The sequence below is a fragment of the Niallia oryzisoli genome, assembly GCF_043641075.1.
GTDB lineage: Bacteria > Bacillota > Bacilli > Bacillales > Cytobacillaceae > Bacillus_BD > Bacillus_BD oryzisoli_A.
On the sequence record NZ_JBHZRC010000001.1, the window covers coordinates 1,217,156 to 1,234,211 of the forward strand.

Here is a 17,056-nt window from a genome sequence, read left to right on the forward strand (position 1 = left end):
GAACAGTTGAAAATAATGAAAAAAGGATGAGCATATTGAAGAAAAAACAACGAATCGATATTGATAATACACTGCCGCATCAAATTAACGCCCCAAGTTTCAAAAATACCGGAATGGAGATGCAGGCTCCATTTGTAAATTCCTTTGGCGTTACGATTGGGGATAGTAAGTATCTTTCCAAAAACTCACCTTTAGAAAATTGGAGTGTTGAGACAGATCCTGCAGTCATGTCCGGAAGTGAATGGGTGCATCCAACGAATGATATCGGCTGGAATACTCCCGAAAATGTAATGCTTCTTGAAAACCTAAAGCCCCCAAAGGCTAGCCCCTTTATGCATCCAACAATTGATGTGAGCCGGGATGCGGATTAAGCAAATAAAAATGTTAGAAGGCCTGCAAACAGGCCTTCTAACATTTTTATCATGAAAAAACAAATTGAATTCTTTTCCCTTGATCATCCCATATTATTTTAGCAGCAAACTCCTTTTCCTTTCCTTTAAACCCTTCAATGACCTCGGTAGTCCCTTCAACAAGAAGCTTTTTTACCTGTTTTTGTGTAATAGATTTCCCCTTAATTTTTTTTGAAATGGTAAATTGACAGCCTGTTTTTTGATAATTAGAACAGCCATAGAAACTCCCCTTATCGATAACATTTCCACCACAAAGCTTACAGGTACCTAATTTAGTGGGAGCCGATTTCTTAAATTGTTTTGGCACAAAGGATTCTGTTGTTTCATCATCAAAGCTCCACTCATTTGATTCCTTAACCGTAATCGAAATAAGATGAGTAATCATCTTATTTGTTAACTCCATAAACTGCTTTGGCGAAGCAGCACCCTCTGATATTTCCTTCAGCCTTTGTTCCCACTTTGCGGTCATCGACGGAGATGCTAATATTTCATTTCCAACAGCAGTAATTAGTATTTTTGCTTTTGCTGTTGCATAGACAAGATTTTTTTTAACCTCTATATACTTGCGATCCTTCAGCATCGTAATAATTCCAGCCCTTGTTGCTTCCGTCCCCAGCCCTTCCGTTTTCATCAAGATCTTTTCAAGCTCTTTATCATTATCATCCATGTGTTTACCGGCTGTTTTCATCAGGGTAATTAATTGACCTTCTGTGTAACGCTTTGGCGGCTGTGTTTTACTTTCTTTGACTGTTACTTTAGCAACAGAACCTTTTGCTCCCTTTTCTAATATAGGGAGCACCGGATCTTTTTCCTTATCATTAGAGGGAATCACCTTTCTCCATCCCTCCTGGAGCTGAACCTTTCCTTTTGAAATAAAGACTGCTCGTCCATCAACAAGTGTAGTAACAGTTGTATATTCTATAATTGATTTTTCGTAATGAGCAGCAATTAGACTTTTTACAATGATATCATACAATTTTTGTTCATCTGCACTTAATGAGTGAAGTACTGGAACTTGTTCAGTTGGTATGATCGCATAGTGATCTGTTACCTTTTTTTCATTAACAAAACGCTTATTCGTAAGGATGGACGCATTTGGCAGCGGGAAGTAGTCTGTATACTGCGGGATACCAGCGATTTTGTTCAATATGTCCGGAAACATTTCTGCTTCGCCCTCTGTTACGTATCGGGAGTCTGAACGAGGATACGATACAATTCCTTTTTGATACAGCTTTTGTAATGTATCCAGGGTTTTTTTAGGCGGAAATTTAAACAAACGATTCGCATCAGCCTGCAGAGCAGATAAATTGTACAAAAGTGGAGGCAGATAGTCTTTACTATCCGCTTGTATATCGACAACCTCTGCCGGTTTCTGCTCACAAAAACGGGCAATTTTTTCCGCCATTTCCTGTTGATTAATTCTTGATTCACCGTCCTGCTCCCATTTCCCCTTATATTTCTTTCCGTCTATTTTAAAATCGGCTAATACCTCCCAAAACGGTTCAGAAACAAATTCTTCGATTTCCCGCTCACGTTTAACAATCAGTGCGAGGGTCGGTGTCTGTACTCTACCCACCGAAAATACATCTGAAAACCCTTTTTGCTGGAGTAAGAGACTGTATAATCTGGATGCGTTCATGCCTACAACCCAATCTGCACATGCCCTTGTATACGCTTCATAGTATAGATTTCTTGTATCAGATTCAGATAATAATGACTGAAAGCCTTCTTTTATGGATTTGGGTGTTAGCGATGAAATCCATAGTCTTTTCATCGGAATCCGTGCTTTTGTTAAACGGAGGATATTTCTCACAATTAATTCACCTTCACGTCCCGCATCTCCTGCATGAATAACTTCAGTAATTTCTGGATTGGAAATCAGGCTTTTGATAATAGTAAATTGCTTTATTTTATCCTTCGTTACCTCATATTGAAATTGATCAGGTATCATCGGAAGCGTAGAAAGTGACCATTTTTTCCATTCTGATACATATTTTTCTGGATTAACTAACTGACATAAATGTCCTACTGCCCATGTAACGTAAGCACCGTTTTGAAAGATGTCGTTTGGAAAAATTTCAATAAACCCGGTATGCTTTTTATGTTTAAAAACAGAAGCCAAGGTTGATCCTTGGTCGGGCTTTTCAGCAATAATTAACTTCATAATTTAGTATGCTCCTTTATAAAGCAGTGTTGTAAAGGCGAGCAAATATTATTTTATACACTAAACCATTCGTACGTAAAGGCTAAGGTTTATTTACATGAGGAAAAGGAAGATTGTCCTAAGAGAAGAATAATGCAGCTCTTGTAATCTACATGGGGGTTTATTATATTAACATTCTATCAGTCTTTTTAAAAATTTGCATATAGAAATATATTGAATTAAATGGCCTCTCTCCGTTCTCGATTCTATTGGAGATTATGGAAAATATGCATGTAAACCTTGACTGAAAGCGTTTATTCATGTATATTATAATCATCATTAATCAGAATATATTTCCGCTATCACTAGATTTAGCCATTATATTTTGTGCAAATGATAATATTTATTTTTTTAGACGCTCGCTCGTCTTGAAAGGCTTAGGAGGAAATGTAAACATGCAAAACGGTAAAGTAAAATGGTTTAATAACGAAAAAGGTTTCGGTTTTATCGAAGTTGAAGGCGGAGATGATGTATTCGTACACTTCACAGCTATTCAAGGTGACGGCTTCAAATCTTTAGAAGAAGGCCAAGAAGTTTCTTTTGAAATCGTTGAAGGAAACCGTGGACCTCAAGCTTCCAACGTTGTAAAACTGTAATTATATATAATTTTAAATTTATGAGGCTGACGTTTATCGTCAGCCTTTTTTATCAACTTACTTTTCCTGAGTAAGCTGCTCACCGCACTGCTTAATTTTTAGGCCTACAGTGCACGTTGAAATACAGAAGCGATGAGCAAAGTTCCTCCCCCTATCCTTTCGATTCTGCTTATATAAAAAACAACCATTGCAGTAGTTGTTCATTATGGATTCGACTTCATTAATGATTTTCTTTCTCTCCATTTATCCATCACCCTTCGTTATTTCCCGTTAGATTAATTGCATTTTACTAAATATAGCTTTCCCTTCCAACGCCTGCGAGGCAAGCTTATCTGCTTCCTTATTTTCATTCCTAGGTATCGACTGGTAGCGAGGCTTTAATCCTAAGGATTTTATTTTCTCTTCAATCCGGTCCAGCCAGCGATTTAAATTATCTTCATAGCAAGGCCACTCGCCCTCGAGCTGTTTTAATACGCCTTGAGAATCCCCCTTAAAATCACATGGAACCTGGTGAACGCCAAGTTCTTCTAATAAATTTAGCGCATAGTAAAGCGCTGCATATTCTGCTTCATTATTTGAATCCATTTCATCAATCAGTTCATTTGCACGTAAACGGAATTTCTTCTTTCCTTGCCTAAAGTAAACGACTGCTCCAAGACCTGCCTGTGAAGTACTAATGTTAAAGCCGCCGTCAAAATATACCATTACTTCATGTGGATCTTCTTCAATTTCAACCGTTAGTTTCTTCATTTCCTTTAAGCTCCAGGATTGACCCATTTCGTCAAAAAAGGAAAGTTCACTTGCTTTCCCTGATTTTTCAATTTCCTCTCCTCCGGAAATGGCTGCCTCAGCATCAATCCAATCAGACGTAAAATAAATCCCTTCGCTACCTTTTAATTTGTACGTCCATTCTATTTTGTACTTCATAATGAATTCATCCCTTCTACTGATTCTGGCGTCCTTGTCCATTACGGTAATTTTTTCGGCGTTATGTATGAGTTCATCAATGAACCTTGTTCTTTCATGATATTGTTATTTAGTTTATACTTTCTTCATCAAGTAAATGCCATAAAAGGTGAATTTTTCATTATTATTGGCTGAACGGGGGTTAATTATGATAGAAGCTTATTTTGATGGTGCAAGTGCGGGTAATCCTGGCCCAAGTGGTGCAGGTGTTTTTATTAATGCGAACGGTCAGGTTGAACGCTTCTGTATTCCATTACCGGAAATGAGTAATCATGAAGCAGAATTTCATGCATTTATCGCTGCATTGGAAATTTGCCTCGAAAAAGGATATAAAACAGTGTCGTTCCGTACTGACTCTGAGCTCGTCAATCGAGCCATCGAAAAGGAATTTGTCAAAAATAAAGCGTATGCACCATTATTCGAAAAGGCTCTTTCCCTTACAAATCAATTTGATTTATTTTTTCTAAAATGGATACCTAGCCGTGAAAACAAAAATGCTGATGAATTAGCAAGAAAAGCAATTCAACAGGCAAAATAACAGGTTATTTTCAAGGAAAAGACGTGCCCATTTTGGCACGTCTTTTTTTATTGTGTGATGATATGTTGAGGGTTTATTCCCCTCGTTTATTGCTTGCTACATTAAATAGCCATTAATTCCCGTTCTTTAATGAAACGAATAGCAGCTCCGCGTGTACTGATCTTATTTTTTACAAGCATTTCCAACAAGGAAATATAGTAACTGCCATCAAATTCCTTTTGAGCTTTTAATGTCAACTCAATCGCAGTGTTTGTCAGCTCATCTGTTGCTTTTGTATATTGTTTTCCGAAGTGGATGAAGCCAATTGCATCCTCTCGCAATTGAAATCCTTTACTTTCAAGAAAATCGACATATTGTGCTACTGTTTTCAAATTGTACCCATCCCTCTCCCTAACATTTTCCCATTACCATATTACTTCAAATTCAGACAAATTTCTATCTTTTTTTTGATAATATATGTCCTAATGTTCCCGTTATCACACCCAGAATCGCTCCCCCTATTACTTCCTCTGGTTGATGGCCAAGCATTTCTTTCAATTTTTTCGGTGTTTTTTCTTCAAACTTTACCGATTTATCTTTGTTAACTTTTTCTATTAATTCCTCCATATCATTTACTTTTAACGTTAATTCACCCGTTTGGCGACGGATGCCTTGTGCATCATACATAACGATTAACCCATAAATCATGGATAGGGCAAAGTCAATCGTTGGAACCCCCCGATTTAAGGCAATATACGTTGTCAGCGATGAAACGCCAGCGGAGTGAGAGCTTGGCATTCCCCCAGTTTGCAAAAATAAATCAGGTTTCCATTTCCTTGTTTTCACATAATGAATCGGAATCTTCAAGCCTTGCGCCAGGCCAATACTAAATAACGCTATATAAACCCCTTTATTCATGAAAATCTCACCTCACTTCTATTAGTGTGAAGTTTGGAGAGTGGATTTATTCTTGTTGGAAATAATAGTATTGGAGGTGAATGAGATGGGCCAAAAAAAGCATTCAAACAGAGGCACAAAGGCACCTGGGGTAAACCCACAAGGATATGGACAGGATGCTGAATTTGCTGAAGAACCAAAAAGCCAGCTGGAAAACAGAGCGAAAAAGTCAAACACGAAAATTTAAAGTCATAAATAGCATAAGATGAGCCAGCATAGCGCTGGAGCTAGACATGAAAAAAGACAGACCCTAAAAGTCTGTCTTTCCTTTACCTTATCTTAATTCGCAATTTCATTTTCGAAATCGATAAAACGATGAAGCCCCTTCATTTCTACTTCGTTAAATTTAGCCCGAACCTTTTCTTCATCGAGAGTAAACCTTGCACTGTCAAATTCATAGTTGATTGGGACATCACATTTGATTTCAGCCAGCTTTTTGCTTAAATACAGCATGTCTAGATCGTTCTCTATCTTCGTTTTCTGAGCCTTTGTTAATTGATGTAAATTCGCTACGACACCGTCTACATGTCCATATTGCTGCAGCAGCTTCAAAGCTGTTTTTTCACCAATTCCTTTTACACCTGGATAATTATCACTAGGATCACCCATAAATGCCTTTAAATCAATCATTTGTTTCGGATTAATTCCCTTTTCAGCAAAAAACGTATCTTTATTATGAACCAGATAGTTTCCAAAGCCCTTCTTTAATAAAATAACCGAAATATGATCATCAATCAGCTGTAGTATATCCTGGTCACCAGTAAGAATATAAACATTCGCCTCAGCTTTTGCCTGAGTGGCAATTGTCCCGATACAGTCATCCGCTTCAAATCCCTCCAGTCCAATGTTTGGAACATCGAAGGCCTCTACCACTTCTTTTACGAGATCAAATTGAGGAATTAACTCAACAGGTGCTTCGGAACGATTTCCCTTATAATCATTAAACATCTCATTGCGGAATGTTTTGCTTCCCATATCCCAGCATACAATTACATGACTTGGTTTAAATGATGACACCGCCGTAAAAAAGTGCTTTACAAAACCATTGACTGCATTAGTGGGAATGCCCTTTGAATTAATCATAAACTGTCCTGTTACAGCTGTTGCAAAAAATGCACGAAACAAAAGTGCCATCCCGTCGACTAGCATTAATGAGGGTTTATTATTAGCTTTATGCAATGCTTTCACACTCCCTATCCTATCACTCAAACGTAAACATTATTATAGCATTTTTATGTATAAAATGTGCTGGTAATCATCTGATAGTTTGGCTGAAAGAGGTAATACACTATTAGAATGCAGAAAAAAAAGTGTCAAATCAAACGGATAGACACTTTTTCATCATGTTATACGAGTACCTTCGAGCTTTTCTCCATAATAACCGTATCGACAATATTCCCATCCTTATTAATGATGGTTTCTTCCTTTGCAATATCAAAATCATTTGAATGATAAAAATGAATATTATGTGGGGTATCCTTACGAACCCGGCATACTATTTTATTTTTTTGATTCTCACGAGCATATACTAACAGCCATTCAATCATCTTCTTAGCTAATCCCTTTCCCCTTGCTTCAGGAATGACCGATAGTCTGAAGAAATACAATGAAGTTTCATCCATTTCTTTAAACCGAACAGATCCAGCTGGTTGTCCATTTAAATAGCCAAGAACTGCCTGTTCACTCCCCTCATGAATAGATTTCCTTAACGTTGATAATTTTTCATTCATAGCACTAGAGGGTGTATCATATTTGCTATACTCCCTAAATGCATCCAGCATGATTTGATAGACATAGTCAATTTCTTGTTCATTTATTGCCAATTTAATCTCAAAATCCATACTTCTAGTGGCTCCTCTATCTCTTTGATCACAAACATAAAAGCTCCCAAATCCATTGATTAAGTTCATTTTCTATCGATTTCCCTTTTGATAAACTATGGGAATGTTCAAGTAATAGTTGCTTTTCCTGCTCCATCCTGACGGTTATTTCTTCTGCATCAGCAGCGGAAATAATCTCTCCTCGCATCTTTGCTCTCAATAGTTTTTGATAAAAAGAAACAGTTAGAGAGTCTTTTGAAGATATTGCATCAAAAGAACTATACAGAGCATCTTCCGGTACCTTTTGCTCTACAATAATTGCTTTTGAAAGGAGAAAGGCTCGAACAGCTTGGATTAACTGCTTCTGTTTTTTTTCCGTAAATGCCTTATCATGAATGTCCTTCAAATTCCGAGTCATTAAATAAATATAATGATGTAACAACGAAAGAAGTGAATAGCTTTCCCTAATATACCTTCGCAGCCTAATAGAAAAGTGCTGGCGATCTCGATACAGGATAGGAGAAAATGCCCATTCACACAGACCAGGATTCGACTTTTGCAGTAAATGAAATGCCTTATACAGGTCCCAGCCTTGAGCATCATAAGGCGCAGGAATGTCAATCGTTTCCTGCGCCTTTCTTAATGATAAATAACTTTTAACATCACGGTGCTTATAAATGAAACGGACATCATAATCAGAATGATTAGTGGCACCGCCCCATGCCCGGCTGCCAGTTTCCGAGGCGAAGAGAATCTCAATTCCGTACGCTTCTTCCAGTTCCCTTAACCAAGATTCAATCATTTCCTCCACCTCTTTTGTTTCAGACAGTTCAGACAAAGAGTTTCCTATTGTAAAACAAATTAGCACCGCTAAGAATCAAACCTTTATATTTTGGGCATTGATCAATAATTTTTGTTCAATTGCTCGAAGTTCGTCAATTGGTATTTCATTTGATATCGAAGCTAATACTCCTTGATAGTATTCTTCAACCTGTTCCATTACATACTCAATCAAACGTTGAAACTCTGATTCAAGCTGTTCACCATAATGTTGTTTTAACCGATCCTTGCCTTCTGCTAAATAATCATCAGCAGGCTGCTGCAGGTTCGCTTCTAATTCTTCCCCTAACAGCTTCCGTTCATTTTTTTCAAAAAATGACTTTGGATTTTTAAAATAGGCTAATGCTGTCTTAAAGCGCTGAGGGTCGAGTGATACAAACGCTGTTTCAAAATCAATCCCTTCTAATCGGTTCATTTCATAGGAGCTGAAGGAAAGCTCTGAATTATGCTCTTGTATTGCCGAAATGACTGAGCGCTCAGACTGCGAAAGGTTCTTGCGAATGAAAGCTTCAATCCGTAATGTTGTCGCTCGCAGCTCTTGAGCAAAATCATAGCCGAAATCTTCCAGAAATCCATCAAGTGCTGTTTGAAGCGCCTTTTTTAGGTTTCTTCCATCATCCTTTATAAGTGCGGGATTAAAAGCTTCCTTCAAAAAGTCACTGAACCTCAAAAATACACGCTGCTTAATATAAAAGACAAGCTCGTCTGCTTCCTGTGCCAATCGTTTCTGTAAAAATGCTGTCTGCTGCGATTGAACTAATTCTCTTATTTGAGTTTGTTCTGTTTCAAGCTGGATTCGTTTTTGGGCCTTTGTATCCTGATCTTCCTCCGCTGAATGAATAAAGCTTTGCAGCTGTGTTAAAGCCCGCTCCATTTCTAATTTTGCTGAATTAACTGCTATCCCTCTTAAATCATGCTCGATAAAGGAATAAAAGCGTTCTTCAAATAAACGTATACCTGATTGCTCTGTTATGCGTCCTGCCATTTTCTCTTTTAGACTCATTAGACTTGAGACAGGATATAAATGCGGCTGTCTGATTCCATATGTCACAAGCTGATCTTCCACATAGTCAAGTACTGCATTCATTTCTTCTTCATCATGCGCTAAGTCAATAGCATTCACAATGAAAAACATCTTATCGAGGGCGAACGTGTCTTTCACACGACCTAGCTGAATCAAAAATTCACGATCAGCTTTCGAGAAGGCATGATTGTAATAAGTGACAAACAAAATCGCATCAGAATTTTTGATATATTCAAAAGCAACACCTGTATGACGGGCATTAATCGAATCAGCTCCAGGAGTATCTACTAATGTAATCCCTTTTTTAGTTAATTCACATTCAAAATAAACCTCGATCCACTCTACTAAGCAGGATTGTTCTTCATTTGCAACAAACCCCGAAAAATTAGCCAAATCCGTAAGAATTGTCTCACCAAGCTGGTTCTGGTAAGCACCAATACCACGAACAAATGCTTGTAAAAAGGCTAAATGCATTTTCTCATAGGCATCAACATCATTATTATTTCCAATCACTGTCTGTGCTGATGTAACAGCCGTTTGAAGCGTTTCGGCATGCATACCAAATGCTGCTAGCGAACGGTTCACATCATCCATTAATGTTTTAAGAGCTTTTAACTTTACAAGCACTGTACCATGAGGATGCTCGGAGTCAACCGGCATAATTTTGTTAATTGCCGCTGTTGTTGGGTTTGGTGAAACAGGTAGCAGCTTCTCACCTAATAGCGCATTGGCAAAGGAAGATTTCCCTGCACTGAAAGCACCAAACAACGCAACTGTGAATGACTGGTTCTCAAGTCTTTCAGCTTTTTGACCAAGTTCTTCAGCCAGCTTTTTAAAGCCCGGTATTCCCTTTACTTGGTCTGCTGCAAACCTTAAGCTTGGAATAAGGGATTCTAATTCAGTCAAATTGGTCTGTTGACTGGAAACAACCGAACGAATCGAACGAGATTTTTTCTCTTTTTCAACATCTTTCTGTTTCGTTTCCTCACTGCTTGTTATAATTACCTCTGCTTCTTCGGTATTATCTATCGCCAATACCTTTATAAGCTCTTTATACTCTTCTTGATTAAAATGTCCTGTTAATACCTGTTCCATTTGAATATTAGCAAGCAGCTGATTTTCTTCAAGCGCAGCAATATCTTTATAGGCATTAAAATAAGCTGTAAGAGAGGTTAAATTCTCTTCAAGCTTCCGCTTCTGAATAGCCTGCTTCTCCTGCAATCGAGACAAAAGGCTAGATCTGAATGGCGCTAGCTGCTCCTTTGTTATCCTTTTTATTTCATTTGTAATATCCCTCGTATATGTTAACACATAGTCACCTGATAATCGGGCACCTGCTTTAACGGTCGAAACAAGAAGATCCTTATCAAACTCAACCTTGAAATTTTGAACAGCTGAAAGGAGCTCTTCATCTTCAATTTCATTTTCTTTTATATTTTTTACAAACAATTCCTTCATATGCCAATCAATTTGTGCAGTTACTTTCTCGGAAAAATCCGCAAAGAAACGGTCAAGTCTAAGGCTTCGTTCCTGCTCTGTTTTCTGTTTAGAAAATAACAAACCAACTTTGAATTCCGGCTGTCTTGCAGCAAGATATTGCTCCGCTAAATCACGGGTTTGGAATGGCATAACATATGCATTATCTAGTACACTGTCAATCTCATCATATAGCTTTTTTTCCTTTTGATTAAGAGAAGTACTTAATTCATTCAGCTGGTTTTGGAGCTCTGCAACACGTTCCGGAAGACTGTTCCTTTCTTCCTCTGTCAGCTGCGCTAAAACATCATTATTCCTGCGGATAGCTTCCTCGTCTTTTGCTGTTAAAAATAAGCGATGTTCTTCGCTTAATTTCATTAATGATTGGAAAACAGATTCAGGAAGAGAATCAAGACGACGACTAACCTTTTCTTCAATAAACTTTCTTAATGCAGGAAATTGATTATGCGGATGGTCCGTTTTCTTTAAAGATGTATAGAAGATTCTAGCCGGTTTCACACCCCATGAGGCAAACGAATTCTTCACACTTTCTTGAAATTCTGTGAAACTCAATTCCTCATCACGATGCTTATCAATCTGGTTAATCACTAAATATACTTCTTTACCTGCTTCCGTCAGCTCCTTGGTAAAAAGGAAATTCAATTCGCTCTGAACATGATTATAATCCATCACATAAAAGACCAAGTCAGCCAAATGTAATGCGGACTCAGTTGCAATCCGGTGTGCATCATCAGTCGAATCAATTCCAGGTGTATCCATAATGATGGTATCCTTCGGGATTGATGTTTTTGAATAGCTAATTTCAATCGACTGAATTTGATCTCCATCCTTGCAATACGATTTTACTTTTTCATAATCGTATGGTGCAGGATAAATAATCGGCCGGTCTTCCTTGAAGAAAACCTTTGCATAATCATCACCAGACTTTATTTTTACAAGATTGGCACTTGTAGGAATCGGGCTTGAAGGCAGAATGTTCTCCCCCATAATCCGGTTAATCATGCTTGATTTTCCCGCAGAGAAGTGTCCGCAAAAAGCAATAGAATACTCCTGTTTTTCAAGCTTAAGAGCTAAATCCTTTGCGCGCTCAGCCGACTGAACATTTTCTTGTTTATCAAACATTTCATACAACGCAGCGATTTGTCCCCTTAACAGAGCTGCGTCTCTTTGTATCTCAGTTTTAATCATGAATGACTACCCCTTATTTTTTCAATATACTAACTATTTTAAACGATTTTACGTTTATTTCCTACTAAAAAAAGCAGTTTCCTCTTATAATAAGCGGTATTTAATCAATTGACCCATTTTAGTCTATTATATGATATGTGTAGAAATGACAAATAAAGCCGAGTTTCTATTTAAGAATACTCGGCTTTATCAGTAGTTTCTGGTAATCATAGATTAATCCCTTCTTTACAGCTTGTCTGAAAACGTTTTCCAAACACAGTAAAAAATAGAAGCTATTTTTGAATTGGATGCGGCTTTGAAACATTATTTAGCACATGCTTTAATACAAAAGAGTAAACACCAACAGTTACTGCTATACAAACGGCTGTCATCCATTAACACCATCCTCGTAGTGATAATAACTCTCATTTACAATTAAATCATATCATGAATGATAATCCTTTTCAATACGAAATTAAAAAAGGACTAGACTTTGTTGGGATTTTTTGGACTTAATCTCCATTTAAGCCCAGTGGAAATAGGGTATTCTGTATGTTCGTGTAAGGCCTTTTCCTCCATTGGAATTCGAACCGCAAGAATGAATCCATTCAAAACGCTAAAGACGATTGCGGTTAAATACGCTTGGTACATGCATGGAATAATCATAAATTCCATGATCACCACCAAATAATTAGGATGTTTTAAGAATCGGTACGGGCCTTTTTCAACGATAGGAGCCTCAGGCAGTATGATAATTTTTGTATTCCAGCATTTCCCTAATGAAGCTATCGCCCAAACTCTAAGGAATTGCGTGAGAAAGAATAGACTTAGAAAAAAAGGCCAAACGGGAGACAATTCTGCATGACGTGCTTGTACCTCTATGAAAAATACAACAAAAAACATTGCATGCAGACAAACAATGATCCGATAATGCTCTTGTCCAAATTCCTTTGCCCCTCTGTTTTTCATCCACCATTCATTTCGTTTCGCTACAACTAGCTCGACAAGGCGCTGCATTATAAGAAAAGTAAAAAATAGATAAAAGGATGACAAGTTTACTCCCACCTTAATAATAATAATTCTGAACTAAACCCAGGCCCTAAAGCCGTACAAAGGCCCCATTCACCGGTACATGCTTCTTGTAAATATCCTTTTAAGACTAAAAGAACAGTTGCTGATGAGATATTCCCATAGTTTTTTAGCACTTCAAAGCTGATATCAATCGTGGACTCCTTCAGCTGTAATGCTTTCACATACGCATCTAATACCTTCTTCCCTCCCGGATGAGCAATAAAATGGTCAATTTGTTCCATCGTAAGCTCTTGTTCGTACAAAAATTGCCCAACGATTGGCTTTAACCACTTTTCCACAATGCTTGGTATGTTCTTTGAAAAAACAACATACAAACCATCATTCTTCACTTCCCAGCCCATTACATCAAGAGAATTACGCATGGTTGTTGACTCGGTGGCAAGAATTTTGGGAATCGACGGCAAGGAACAAATCATCTTTGTCTCTACTTTATCCCCTGTTACGAGTACACAGACTACCCCATCACCAAACAATGACGTTCCGATCAAGTTGCTTTTCGACAAATCATTTCGTTGGAAAGTTAAACTGCATAGCTCAATCGCCAATACCAGTACTTTTGCATCAGGATAAGCTCTACAGTATTCAAACGCACGTGATAATCCCGCCGCCCCACCGGCACAGCCTAATCCCCAAATTGGAATTCTTTTCGTCTTTTCTGAAAATGGCAGCACATTCATAATACGTGCATCAATGCTCGGGGTTGCAATGCCTGTGCTGGTTATAAGGAAGATGGCATCAATTTCCTCATACGCTACTTGCCTTTTTAAGAACAAATGATTATGTAAACAATTTGTTATCGCTCTAGAACCAAGTTCAATGGCAGATTCAATAAAAGCATCGTTTTTCTCAACAAACGTATGCTCCTGCTGATACCAGTCCAACTCTTTCACGAAATGCCTTTTCTGCACCTGCCCATGTGGGAAGGCATGTAACAATCGTTCAATATCATGAAACCTCTGAGAAAAAAGTTGACGCGAAAAGTGCATCACTTGTTCCTGCTGTAAAGTATTTGACGGAAAAGCATCTCCAATGGACAGAATGGCCGGCATTTTGTTTGCTCCTATCATTTGGTATATGCTAATAATTTCTCCATTAATGGCATTTATATACTATATCGACGGTACATTTGGTGGCGAACGATACGAAGACATAAAAAAATTCCCCGCATAAAAACGCAGGGAATTAAAGTTTTGAAGGATATTAAAATGTTGTGCACTTACAATATCTAGTATAAATGAATTCAGAGCGTTCATCACTCAACAATTATTTCCATTTCATTCGCCTTACTGGAACAGATATATTTTTTTACTAAAATAGTAATATTTCCTTAAAAAGTACATTTCTTCCCAAAAAAGTTATGTTAAAATTATGATTAATTGATTGAATGCTGGGGGAATGAAGAATGCCGTTGACGAAGCTTGCAACCGATATTTTACAAGGAACCATTGAATCCGTTAAAGAAATACTTCCATTTGAGATATCAATGGAGAAACCGTCATTGTTTACGCAGCCATACACACAACATTGTATTGGTGTACTGATTGGCATGACTGGTGATGTTAGAGGTCGATTGATCATTGATGGAAATGAGGAAACACTCGGGAAAATCGGTGAAGGTATGTTCGGTATGATGGTTGAAGGAGAAATGCTGGAGTCCTTTGCAGGTGAACTTGGTAATATGATTGCTGGAACATTATCCACATTTATCTCACAACAGGGCCTTGAGATGGACATTACACCCCCGACTGTTCTTGTCGGACAAGCGAAAATATACGGTTTTGAAAAAGCATTCCGCTTACCCATTACGGTTAAAGGTGCCGGAACGATTATTATCCTATTAATGATTGAACAAGAATTAGATCTTTAAATGAATACAGCATCCATTATTTTTTCACAATAAAAACCCTCTAATTCAAATTTTATTTTTAAATTAGAGGGTTTTTATAATACTATCATTTTACTCGTTAACAATCATTTTCGTAACATTGGTTTCCTTCATCTTAATTTTTGCTGGTTTCTTTCCTTTTAATTCATTAAAAACAATATTCATAATAATAGCTGTTAGACTCCCTGCGACAATTCCGTTTTCAGTGAGAATACGGATGCTGTCAGGCATTTGAGCAAATAATCCTGGAACTGCTGTAACCCCAAGTCCCAGCCCTACAGAGCAGGCAATAATCAGTAGGTTTTCCTGCGAGGAAAAGTCAACCTTACTTAGCATTTTTATTCCATTCGCAAGAACCATCCCAAACATTGCTATCATGGCACCACCTAAAACGGCTGCTGGTATAACTGTTGTAAGTGCCCCAATTTTTGGAAGAAGACCGAGTCCCATTAACATGAAACTCATCACAATGATCACTTTTTTCTCTTTTACACCTGTTAGCTGCAGGAGACCTACATTCTGAGAAAACGTTGTATATGGAAATGAATTAAATAAGCCGCCAAGAATAATGGCCATTCCTTCTGCGCGATAGCCTTTTGCTAAATCATTTTCTTTAATCTCTTTTTCACATATATCTCCAAGAGCGAAATAAACACCTGTTGCTTCCACAAGCCCCACTAATGCCACTAAAATCATCGTAATAATAGAGGATAATTCAAAGGTCGGCATGCCGAAGTAAAATGGTTGAATCATATGAAACCAAGAAGCTTCCCCAACCGCAGCAAAATCAACTTTTCCCATAAAATACGCTGCTACCGTACCTACTATAATTCCGATTAAAATACTAATTGAGCGGATAAAGCCAGTGAAAAAACGATTAATGACAATGATGACTAATAAGGTTCCAAATGCCAAACCAATATTTGATAAGCTTCCGAAGTCAGGGCTTCCCTGCCCGCCTGCAACGTTATTCATAGCTACCGGAATAAGCGTAATTCCAATAATCGTCACAACACAGCCTGTCACAACTGGTGGAAAAAATCTGACCAATCTGCCGAATGATTTAGCCACAATGACCACAAACAATCCTGAAACGATAATGGACCCGTAGATAGCCGAAACGCCATGCTGGGTACCGATTGAAATAATAGGTGCTACAGCAGTGAAGGTACAACCCAGCACGACCGGCAGACCGATGCCGAAAAAGCGATTGCTCATAACCTGTAGCAGGGTTGCTATCCCACACATAAATATATCAATTGAAACCAGATAGGTTAGTTGTTCTACTGTCAACCCGATAGCTCCACCGATAATTAAGGGCACTACGACTGCGCCAGCATACATCGCCAATACATGTTGAATACCTAATGAAGCTAATCTTAATGGATGCTGTTTCATTTCATGACCTCCGACGTTTTCTCCGAAACAAATAAGACTTTGCCTTCTTCTAAAGAGGCAATTCTAGCCAATGATTCTACATGAAATCCTTTATCGCGCAAATGCTGTCCGCCTTCCTGAAATGCTTTTTCAATGACAATTCCGATCCCGGCAATAGTTGCCTTTGCCTGCTGTACAATATCAATTAAGCCGATTGCAGCCTGCCCATTCGCAAGGAAATCATCAATAATCAAAACTTGATCATTTTCAGTTATATATTTTTGTGATACAGAAATTTCATTTGTTTCATTTTTTGTAAAGGAGCGGACGGTTGAGGTTAATAAATCATTGATTAAGGTCATTGATTTTCTTTTTCTAGCAAAAATAACCGGAACATTTAATTGCAATCCCGTCATCACTGCAGGCGCTATTCCAGATGATTCAATTGTTAAAATCTTTGTTATTCCTTTATTTGCAAACCTCTGTGAAAATTCCTTTCCAATTTCAAGCATTAGCTCAGGGTCAATCTGGTGATTCAAAAATGAGTCTACCTTTAGGACCGTATTTGATAACACAATCCCTTCCTGTTCAATTTTCTTCTTTAATAACTCCATCCTTATGTTTCCCTCCTCTTTGGTGTACGGGAAGATACTTAAGCGATAGACAACACAAAAAAGCCTGAAGTCCATTGCATCACATCCCAAA

The 17,056-nt window shown here is 37.9% G+C and carries 18 protein-coding genes; 5 read left to right on the plus strand and 13 right to left on the minus strand.

What is annotated here, in order from left to right; genetic code table 11:
* Positions 1 to 26: 26 nt before the first annotated feature.
* Positions 27 to 371: a DUF3905 domain-containing protein gene (locus ACHUFV_RS06180; RefSeq protein WP_394232718.1), complete on the plus strand. Its 345-nt coding sequence runs from the start codon at positions 27 to 29 to the stop codon at positions 369 to 371.
* 49 nt (positions 372 to 420) lie between these two features.
* Here the strand turns inward: ACHUFV_RS06180 and ACHUFV_RS06185 are convergent, their stop codons facing one another.
* A complete protein-coding gene (locus ACHUFV_RS06185) occupies positions 421 to 2,574 on the minus strand; it encodes a DNA topoisomerase III (RefSeq protein WP_394232719.1) in 2,154 nt (717 codons plus the stop codon).
* A 434-nt stretch (positions 2,575 to 3,008) separates the two neighbouring features.
* Here ACHUFV_RS06185 and cspD point away from each other — a divergent pair, with 434 nt between their 5' ends.
* Complete coding sequence (gene cspD, locus ACHUFV_RS06190; protein ID WP_019155915.1) at positions 3,009 to 3,209, plus strand: cold-shock protein CspD; 201 nt, start codon at positions 3,009 to 3,011, stop codon at positions 3,207 to 3,209.
* Between the two features lie 57 nt (positions 3,210 to 3,266).
* Here cspD and ACHUFV_RS06195 read toward each other — a convergent pair whose 3' ends face one another.
* Together ACHUFV_RS06195 and ACHUFV_RS06200 are read right to left on the minus strand one after the other, a co-directional pair.
* A complete protein-coding gene (locus ACHUFV_RS06195) occupies positions 3,267 to 3,452 on the minus strand; it encodes a zinc-finger domain-containing protein (RefSeq protein ID WP_394232720.1) in 186 nt (61 codons plus the stop codon).
* 27 nt (positions 3,453 to 3,479) lie between these two features.
* Positions 3,480 to 4,136 carry a ribonuclease H family protein gene (locus ACHUFV_RS06200; RefSeq protein ID WP_394232721.1) on the minus strand — a complete coding sequence of 219 codons (657 nt, stop codon included), beginning with the start codon at positions 4,134 to 4,136 and terminating at the stop codon, positions 3,480 to 3,482.
* 187 nt (positions 4,137 to 4,323) lie between these two features.
* Here ACHUFV_RS06200 and ACHUFV_RS06205 point away from each other — a divergent pair, with 187 nt between their 5' ends.
* Positions 4,324 to 4,713 (plus strand): reverse transcriptase-like protein, encoded by a 390-nt coding sequence (locus tag ACHUFV_RS06205; protein WP_394232722.1) that lies wholly within the window; start codon positions 4,324 to 4,326, stop codon positions 4,711 to 4,713.
* Positions 4,714 to 4,814: 101 nt separating this feature from the next.
* On the opposite strand, the gene ACHUFV_RS06210 is transcribed toward ACHUFV_RS06205, so the two are convergent.
* Together ACHUFV_RS06210 and ACHUFV_RS06215 are read right to left on the minus strand one after the other, a co-directional pair.
* Positions 4,815 to 5,084: a DUF6123 family protein gene (locus ACHUFV_RS06210; RefSeq protein ID WP_394232723.1), complete on the minus strand. Its 270-nt coding sequence runs from the start codon at positions 5,082 to 5,084 to the stop codon at positions 4,815 to 4,817.
* A gap of 64 nt (positions 5,085 to 5,148) precedes the next feature.
* Positions 5,149 to 5,610, minus strand: a complete 462-nt coding sequence (locus tag ACHUFV_RS06215; protein WP_394232724.1) for a divergent PAP2 family protein — start codon at positions 5,608 to 5,610, stop codon at positions 5,149 to 5,151.
* Positions 5,611 to 5,695: 85 nt separating this feature from the next.
* Here ACHUFV_RS06215 and sspL point away from each other — a divergent pair, with 85 nt between their 5' ends.
* Positions 5,696 to 5,836 (plus strand): small, acid-soluble spore protein L, encoded by a 141-nt coding sequence (sspL, locus tag ACHUFV_RS06220; RefSeq protein ID WP_150439720.1) that lies wholly within the window; start codon positions 5,696 to 5,698, stop codon positions 5,834 to 5,836.
* Positions 5,837 to 5,928: 92 nt separating this feature from the next.
* Here the strand turns inward: sspL and ACHUFV_RS06225 are convergent, their stop codons facing one another.
* The 6 genes from ACHUFV_RS06225 to ACHUFV_RS06250 form a co-directional block, all read right to left on the minus strand.
* Complete coding sequence (locus ACHUFV_RS06225) at positions 5,929 to 6,798, minus strand: 5'-3' exonuclease (protein ID WP_394233402.1); 870 nt, start codon at positions 6,796 to 6,798, stop codon at positions 5,929 to 5,931.
* A gap of 197 nt (positions 6,799 to 6,995) precedes the next feature.
* Positions 6,996 to 7,490, minus strand: a complete 495-nt coding sequence (locus ACHUFV_RS06230) for a GNAT family N-acetyltransferase (RefSeq protein ID WP_394232725.1) — start codon at positions 7,488 to 7,490, stop codon at positions 6,996 to 6,998.
* Positions 7,491 to 7,518: 28 nt separating this feature from the next.
* Complete coding sequence (locus tag ACHUFV_RS06235) at positions 7,519 to 8,271, minus strand: DNA polymerase beta superfamily protein (RefSeq protein WP_394232726.1); 753 nt, start codon at positions 8,269 to 8,271, stop codon at positions 7,519 to 7,521.
* Between the two features lie 75 nt (positions 8,272 to 8,346).
* The gene (locus ACHUFV_RS06240; protein ID WP_394232727.1) at positions 8,347 to 12,018 is read right to left on the minus strand and encodes a dynamin family protein; all 3,672 of its coding nucleotides are present in this window, start codon (positions 12,016 to 12,018) and stop codon (positions 8,347 to 8,349) included.
* A 465-nt stretch (positions 12,019 to 12,483) separates the two neighbouring features.
* On the minus strand, positions 12,484 to 13,050 hold the full coding sequence (locus tag ACHUFV_RS06245; RefSeq protein WP_394232728.1) for an isoprenylcysteine carboxyl methyltransferase family protein: 567 nt from the start codon (positions 13,048 to 13,050) through the stop codon (positions 12,484 to 12,486).
* A gap of 2 nt (positions 13,051 to 13,052) precedes the next feature.
* Positions 13,053 to 14,138 (minus strand): type III polyketide synthase, encoded by a 1,086-nt coding sequence (locus ACHUFV_RS06250; protein WP_394232729.1) that lies wholly within the window; start codon positions 14,136 to 14,138, stop codon positions 13,053 to 13,055.
* 353 nt (positions 14,139 to 14,491) lie between these two features.
* On the opposite strand from ACHUFV_RS06250, the gene ACHUFV_RS06255 reads away from it, so the two are divergent.
* Positions 14,492 to 14,956 carry a chemotaxis protein CheX gene (locus ACHUFV_RS06255; RefSeq protein ID WP_394232730.1) on the plus strand — a complete coding sequence of 155 codons (465 nt, stop codon included), beginning with the start codon at positions 14,492 to 14,494 and terminating at the stop codon, positions 14,954 to 14,956.
* A 90-nt stretch (positions 14,957 to 15,046) separates the two neighbouring features.
* On the opposite strand, the gene ACHUFV_RS06260 is transcribed toward ACHUFV_RS06255, so the two are convergent.
* On the minus strand, positions 15,047 to 16,372 hold the full coding sequence (locus ACHUFV_RS06260) for a nucleobase:cation symporter-2 family protein (RefSeq protein WP_394232731.1): 1,326 nt from the start codon (positions 16,370 to 16,372) through the stop codon (positions 15,047 to 15,049).
* Positions 16,369 to 16,965 (minus strand): xanthine phosphoribosyltransferase, encoded by a 597-nt coding sequence (locus ACHUFV_RS06265; RefSeq protein ID WP_394232732.1) that lies wholly within the window; start codon positions 16,963 to 16,965, stop codon positions 16,369 to 16,371. The genes ACHUFV_RS06260 and ACHUFV_RS06265 overlap by 4 nt, the downstream gene beginning before the upstream one ends.
* Positions 16,966 to 17,056 lie beyond the last annotated feature (91 nt).

Excerpts from the sequence above, each read along its gene's own strand:
- ACHUFV_RS06235 (WP_394232726.1), bottom strand. The coding sequence starts at position 8,271 with ATGATTGAATCTTGGTTAAGGGAACTGGAAGAAGCGTACGGAATTGAG.
- ACHUFV_RS06185 (WP_394232719.1), bottom strand. The coding sequence starts at position 2,574 with ATGAAGTTAATTATTGCTGAAAAGCCCGACCAAGGATCAACCTTGGCT.
- ACHUFV_RS06200 (WP_394232721.1), bottom strand. The coding sequence starts at position 4,136 with ATGAAGTACAAAATAGAATGGACGTACAAATTAAAAGGTAGCGAAGGG.
- ACHUFV_RS06265 (WP_394232732.1), bottom strand. The coding sequence starts at position 16,965 with ATGGAGTTATTAAAGAAGAAAATTGAACAGGAAGGGATTGTGTTATCA.
- cspD (WP_019155915.1), top strand. The coding sequence starts at position 3,009 with ATGCAAAACGGTAAAGTAAAATGGTTTAATAACGAAAAAGGTTTCGGT.
- ACHUFV_RS06195 (WP_394232720.1), bottom strand. The coding sequence starts at position 3,452 with ATGGAGAGAAAGAAAATCATTAATGAAGTCGAATCCATAATGAACAAC.
- ACHUFV_RS06205 (WP_394232722.1), top strand. The coding sequence starts at position 4,324 with ATGATAGAAGCTTATTTTGATGGTGCAAGTGCGGGTAATCCTGGCCCA.
- ACHUFV_RS06225 (WP_394233402.1), bottom strand. The coding sequence starts at position 6,798 with ATGCTAGTCGACGGGATGGCACTTTTGTTTCGTGCATTTTTTGCAACA.
- ACHUFV_RS06180 (WP_394232718.1), top strand. The coding sequence starts at position 27 with ATGAGCATATTGAAGAAAAAACAACGAATCGATATTGATAATACACTG.
- ACHUFV_RS06240 (WP_394232727.1), bottom strand. The coding sequence starts at position 12,018 with ATGATTAAAACTGAGATACAAAGAGACGCAGCTCTGTTAAGGGGACAA.
- ACHUFV_RS06255 (WP_394232730.1), top strand. The coding sequence starts at position 14,492 with ATGCCGTTGACGAAGCTTGCAACCGATATTTTACAAGGAACCATTGAA.
- ACHUFV_RS06215 (WP_394232724.1), bottom strand. The coding sequence starts at position 5,610 with ATGAATAAAGGGGTTTATATAGCGTTATTTAGTATTGGCCTGGCGCAA.
- ACHUFV_RS06250 (WP_394232729.1), bottom strand. The coding sequence starts at position 14,138 with ATGCCGGCCATTCTGTCCATTGGAGATGCTTTTCCGTCAAATACTTTA.
- ACHUFV_RS06260 (WP_394232731.1), bottom strand. The coding sequence starts at position 16,372 with ATGAAACAGCATCCATTAAGATTAGCTTCATTAGGTATTCAACATGTA.
- sspL (WP_150439720.1), top strand. The coding sequence starts at position 5,696 with ATGGGCCAAAAAAAGCATTCAAACAGAGGCACAAAGGCACCTGGGGTA.
- ACHUFV_RS06230 (WP_394232725.1), bottom strand. The coding sequence starts at position 7,490 with ATGGATTTTGAGATTAAATTGGCAATAAATGAACAAGAAATTGACTAT.